This is a genomic window from Ilyobacter sp., assembly GCF_041583315.1.
Lineage (GTDB): Bacteria > Fusobacteriota > Fusobacteriia > Fusobacteriales > Fusobacteriaceae > Ilyobacter.
On the sequence record NZ_JBFHGC010000239.1, the window covers coordinates 1 to 4,195 of the forward strand.

Consider the following 4,195-nt stretch of genomic DNA (forward strand, 5'->3'; position numbering starts at 1 on the left):
ATCTGAGGAAGTGGTTTTGGAGGCTGTATCCCTTTATCCTTACATAGAAAAACCTATAAACAGATATGAGTTTATGCTCAAAAGTGGGATATGCATCCATGCAATACCTGAAAAAAAGAATAAATATACCTATACTTTGTGGCACTCTACAGGACCAAAGGCTCATGTGAAGTATATAGAGGAAATTTATGCCAAAAGAGGTATGGAAATTGAAGTCGAAAATGCCTGTGAAGAAGATATATACCATAAAATAGATCTAGAATATATGGAACCTGAAGAGAGGTATAAACTTCAGGAGGTGAGAGATGACCAAGGCAGGAAAAACTAAAAAAATAATAAAAATACTGAATTCTAAATTCGGTAAACCAAATTGTGCTTTGAACTATAAGACGGATTTTGAACTTTTGGTGTCGGTGATTCTCTCGGCTCAATGCACAGACGTGCGAGTCAATATGGTAACGGAAAAGATGTTTAAAGTCGTAAATACTCCAGAACAAATAATGGAGTTACCCATAAAAGATCTGGAAAACCTTATAAGAAGTACAGGTTTTTTTAGAAATAAAGCCAAAAATATAAAAATGTGTAGCAGGGAATTACTGGAGAAATACGGAGGAGAGGTCCCGTCTAAAATGGAGGAGTTAGTTGCCCTTCCAGGTGTAGGGAGAAAAACAGCCAACGTAGTGAGAGGTGAAATATGGGGGCTTTCAGACGGTGTAACTGTGGACACACATGTGAAGAGACTGAGTAATCTGATCGGCCTTGTAAGAGAGGACAATGTAGAAAAAATAGAAAGAGAACTTATGAAGATAGTTCCTAAAGAAATGTGGATAGATTTTTCTCATTATCTAATCCTTCAAGGTAGAGATGTCTGTATAGCAAGAAGACCTAAATGCGGAATTTGTGAAATAAATCATCTGTGTAACCACGGAAGAAAAATTATGAGAGAACGTGTAAAAGAAAGTTGATAATAAAGGTTATAAATACTTCTGAAACTTAATGAAGTCAAGAAAAAAATAGAGGAAATAAATTCTTGACATTGCAAATAAAGAATGGTATTATTAGTTTAATTTCTATTTGAGGAGAGGATGAAGATGAGAGTATACCTGGATAACAATGCCACAACAAAGATGGACAAGGAAGCTCTCGAAGCCATGCTTCCTTACTTTAGTGAAATTTATGGCAACGCATCTAGTATGCATGATTTTGGGAATGAATCTAAAAAAGCTATGGTAGAAGCTAGAAAAACAATAGCAGATATCTTTGGAATAGAGCCAGATGAGCTTATTTTTACAGGCTCGGGATCAGAATCTGACAATCTGGCAATAAGAGGAGTAGCAAAGGCTTACAGAAAAAGAGGGAATCACATAATTACAAGTACAATAGAGCATCCTGCAGTTAGAAATACATGCAGGGAACTTGAAAAAGAAGGATATGAAGTGACCTATGTATCTGTAGATGAAAATGGAGTCATAGACCTCGAAGAACTAAAAAATGCAATAAAGAAAGAGACGATACTCATAACGGTTATGCATGGAAATAACGAGGTAGGAACGATACAGCCTGTGGAAGAGATCGGGAAACTGGCAAAGGAAAACAAAATTATTTTTCACGTGGATGCAGTCCAGACTGTGGGAAAATTTGATATAAAACCTAAAGATATGGGAATAGATCTTCTGACTTTTTCAGGACATAAATTTTATGGACCGAAGGGTATAGGGGGCTTATTTATAAAATCAGGAACAAGACTCGGGAAAGTACTTACCGGAGGCGGACAGGAAAAGAAACTGAGACCTGGAACTTCTGATGTCCCTGGGATGGTAGGGATGTCAAAAGCTCTTGAAGTGGCGTATAGAGGTATAGAAGATGAATACAAGAGAGAAGAAGAGTTAAGGAATTACTTTGAAGAAGAACTTATAAAAAAAATACCTGAAATACAGATTAACGGAAAAGGTGCTAAAAGACTTCCTGGTACTTCAAGTATTACCTTTAAATATTTAGAAGGTGAATCAATACTTTTGACACTTAATTATAAGGGGATAGCCGTTAGTTCTGGATCGGCTTGTTCTTCAGATGACCTTCAGGCATCTCACGTACTTTTGGCAATGGGAATACCTGTAGAGATAGCTCACGGAACTATAAGATTTAGTTTTGGTAAATATAATACCAAGGAGGAAGTCGAGTATGTATTGCAAGAACTTCCGCCTATTATTGAAAAATTAAGAATGATATCACCACTTTGGAATGAATTTAAAGCTGGAAAATAAAGAATAAAAGGAGCTGGAATAGATGCAGTATTCGGAAAAAGTAATGGATCATTTTATGAATCCAAGAAATGTAGGAACAATAGAGAATCCAGATGGATACGGAAAAGTTGGGAGTCCTTCATGTGGAGATGTAATGGAAATTTTTTTAAAGATAGAAGATGATATTATTAAAGATGTAAAGTTCAGAACATTTGGATGTGCATCGGCGATAGCAACCTCATCTATATCCACAGAGATGATATTAAATAAAAATGTAAACGAAGCTTTACAGCTTACCAATAAAGCAGTAGCAGAAGCATTGGACGGACTTCCTCCGGCAAAAATGCATTGTTCTGTTCTTGCAGAAGAAGGTATAAAAGCAGCAATAGAAGATTATATTAGTAAAAAGTAAGTGTTAAACTAAAAGAGGGGATTATTCCCCTCTTTATATTTTGAAAAAATTACTTTAAATGATATAATATTTCAATTTAAAAATACACAGGAGTTGAGAATAGTTGAGAAGAAAAATCGGGATATTTTTATCCGTAATATTCTGTTTGGTAACCTTTGCAAATGAAGATTATACATCTTTGTTGGTAGGGGATGAATACGGCAACATATACTATAGTGAAAATATACATGAAAAGCATCCTGTTGCATCTGTTACAAAGATGATGACAGTCATGGTAGCCTATGACAGTATAAGAAATGAAGAGATAAGTCTAGATGACAGAGTGGAAATATCGCCAGAGGCAAGAGCTGTGGGAGGAAGCATGATCTGGATTTCAGAAGGTGCTAAGCTGACGGTAAGGGACCTTATAAAAGCCACTTCAATTTATTCAGCCAATAATGCAGCTTATGCTCTGGCAGAGTATGTAGGTATGGGGGACTTAGATTATTTTGTGGGGCTTATGAACCAAAAGGCAAAATACCTGGGCTTGGGAGATTCACTGGAATTTTACACTCCAATGGGGCTACCTCCTTCTATGACTGGCAAGTCTATGGACAGAGGAACGGCCTGGGGGATTTACAAGCTGTCTCTAGAAGCGCTGAAATATCCTGAATATATAGCAATAGCCTCGTTAAAAGAGGACATTATTCAAGATGGTACCCAGCGTATAGCCAACAGAAATAAGCTTCTCTCAAAAGAAAATGGAGTTTTTGGAATAAAAACCGGACATCATTCTGAAGCCGGATACAATATAAGCATTGCTGCAAGAAGAGAAGGAATTACTACAATAACGGTGGTGTTTGGTTCTCCCGATGCAGAAACAAGGGATAAAGCTGTACTGGGATCTATAGATAAATTTTATGATGAATATGGTATGGAAAAACTTATAGACATGTCAAAACCTATGGTCAAAATAGATATCAAAGGCGGGAAAAAGGACACGGTATATGGTTATCCTGATGAAGATTTCAGACAGTTAATAAGTAAAAACTGGGATGTGAAGATAAGAAGGACGTATATAAAAGTTGTAGAGGCTCCTATAAAAAAGGGAGAGATACTGGGAAGTTATCAGCTGGTTATAGATGGAAAAGAAGTTAAGAACGGCAGACTTTATGCAAGAGAGAGTGTGGAAAAAGAGAAGTTTATAGAGAAATTCAGAAGAATATTTTAAAAGAGCCACCTTTCCATAGCCGGGAAGGTGGCTCTTTTATTTGGAAAACATTGTTTTTACAGGGGTTTAAAGAGGAAATCTGAATTCCAGGCAAATTATTGTTAAAAAAAACAAAAAAATCGTTGACTCATCTTTTCAGTTATGTTATTATATTTCTTGTCCGCAAGAGAGCGGTGCGAAAGGAAATAGAGGACATTAGCAATTAAATAGAGAAGGAAGTCAAAATCGTCATCATAGATGACAAAGAAGTCCAAACAAGATTTGGACACAGTTAGGTGTTGATAATCTCGCAAGAGATTTAAATAAACTTTTTGAATGAAGAGTTTGATC

At 36.2% G+C, this 4,195-nt stretch carries 5 protein-coding genes; all 5 read left to right on the plus strand.

Annotation, left to right across the window (positions count from 1 at the left end; genetic code table 11):
* A partial coding sequence (locus ABZA26_RS09035) for a hypothetical protein (RefSeq protein WP_372714193.1) occupies positions 1-328 on the plus strand: 328 nt, incomplete at its 5' end.
* The gene (nth, locus tag ABZA26_RS09040; protein WP_372714194.1) at positions 306-965 is read left to right on the plus strand and encodes an endonuclease III; all 660 of its coding nucleotides are present in this window, start codon (positions 306-308) and stop codon (positions 963-965) included. The genes ABZA26_RS09035 and nth, both read left to right, overlap by 23 nt.
* 126 nt (positions 966-1,091) lie before the next feature.
* Complete coding sequence (gene nifS / locus ABZA26_RS09045) at positions 1,092-2,264, plus strand: cysteine desulfurase NifS (RefSeq protein ID WP_372714195.1); 1,173 nt, start codon at positions 1,092-1,094, stop codon at positions 2,262-2,264.
* A gap of 22 nt (positions 2,265-2,286) precedes the next feature.
* A complete protein-coding gene (gene nifU, locus ABZA26_RS09050) occupies positions 2,287-2,655 on the plus strand; it encodes a Fe-S cluster assembly scaffold protein NifU (protein WP_372714196.1) in 369 nt (122 codons plus the stop codon).
* Between the two features lie 103 nt (positions 2,656-2,758).
* Positions 2,759-3,865, plus strand: a complete 1,107-nt coding sequence (locus tag ABZA26_RS09055; RefSeq protein WP_372714197.1) for a D-alanyl-D-alanine carboxypeptidase family protein — start codon at positions 2,759-2,761, stop codon at positions 3,863-3,865.
* Positions 3,866-4,195 lie beyond the last annotated feature (330 nt).

Excerpts from the sequence above, each read along its gene's own strand:
- nifS (WP_372714195.1), top strand. The coding sequence starts at position 1,092 with ATGAGAGTATACCTGGATAACAATGCCACAACAAAGATGGACAAGGAA.
- nth (WP_372714194.1), top strand. The coding sequence starts at position 306 with ATGACCAAGGCAGGAAAAACTAAAAAAATAATAAAAATACTGAATTCT.
- nifU (WP_372714196.1), top strand. The coding sequence starts at position 2,287 with ATGCAGTATTCGGAAAAAGTAATGGATCATTTTATGAATCCAAGAAAT.